Source organism: Oleiphilus sp. HI0066 (assembly GCF_001635725.1).
In genome coordinates this window covers 1-727 of the sequence record NZ_LWFH01000106.1, presented here as the reverse complement: position 1 = coordinate 727, position 727 = coordinate 1, and the positions used below count along the sequence as shown (strand labels likewise).

General features: G+C 42.1%; 1 protein-coding gene. It reads left to right on the top strand.

What is annotated here, in order from left to right; genetic code table 11:
- Positions 1-516, top strand: a 516-nt coding sequence (locus A3738_RS30385; RefSeq protein ID WP_197473513.1) for a fibronectin type III domain-containing protein, incomplete at its 5' end; no start/stop codon positions are given.
- Between the last annotated feature and the right edge of the window lie 211 nt (positions 517-727).

The window sequence follows — 727 nt, the reverse complement described above, 5'->3', positions numbered from 1 at the left end:
GTGAGTATCAATGATTCAGGAGCTTACTCTCTACGCGTATCTAATCCATCAAGTGTCGTTACAAGCGCAACTGCGGAAGTTGTTGTCCAAGTACTAAGCGCTGACGATGAAAATGCTAGTCAGCCTGACGATTCAAGTGATTCAACCGATGATCAATATGTTGCTGACAACCAGAATAGTGGTGATTCTTCGGACGACGCTAATTCCAATGATGGCCAGCAGTCTAATGGCGGTTCAAATGATACTTCTTCACGCAGCATTTCTCTGTCTTGGGATATTCCGGTTGAACGCGAAGATGGTAGTGATCTTGAACTGTATGAAATTAATGGCTATGTCATTAAGTATGGAAGCAGTGCCGGAGGTATGGCCAATACGATTAACATTAGTGGTGGTAACGTAACGCAATACACGCTAGATAATTTGAATAGTGGTACCTATTATTTCGCGATTGCAACGGTTGACTCTGATGATGTTCAAGGAGAATTTTCGTCTACCATATCTGCTGGGGTTAATTAGACCGTGTGCATCAGATTAGTTTTTAAATTCTCTTATAAGTAAGTTCTCTATCGGTTTTTGAGCCCATTTATATTTCGTGTGTAAGTGGGCATGAAAGCGAAACTCAGCCACAAACTGATTACACAGAAATAGACTGTCGCGCTGGCTAGCATTCAGAGACTTTAATGTTGGTGTCGGCAGTATCCCAAAGTCTGACCTTCCAAGTTTTACG